Below are 255 nucleotides of genomic sequence, written 5' to 3'. Positions count from 1 at the left end.
CCCGCAGCAGGCCGCGGCCGCCGGCGGTGTGCGCCAGCGCGTCCAGCGCCTGCCGGGCCGCGTCTTCGTAGGGGATGTCGGGCGCGGTCCAGCGCGTGTGCAGCTTGGCTTCGCGCAGCGCCTTCTGCTGCCATTGCGCCACGCGCTCGATAAGGGCGACGACGGCGTCGGGGCGGTCGCCAATGTCCTCGGGCGCCAGCTCCAGCGGCCAGGCTCCGACCAGCGTCTGCAGCAGCAGGTAGCGGTCGGCGCGCG

Annotated in this window: 1 protein-coding gene; it reads right to left on the bottom strand. The window is 75.3% G+C overall.

The window, feature by feature from the left end; all coding sequences use genetic code 11:
* Positions 1 to 255: hypothetical protein (locus SB765_RS31595; RefSeq protein WP_410932750.1), on the bottom strand; the 255-nt coding region annotated here is incomplete at both ends.

This window comes from Pseudomonas sp. SIMBA_067, assembly GCF_046534675.1.
Classification (GTDB): domain Bacteria; phylum Pseudomonadota; class Gammaproteobacteria; order Pseudomonadales; family Pseudomonadaceae; genus Aquipseudomonas; species Aquipseudomonas putida.
The sequence above is the reverse complement of the archived record's forward strand: the minus strand, read 5'-3'. Positions and strand labels throughout refer to the sequence as shown.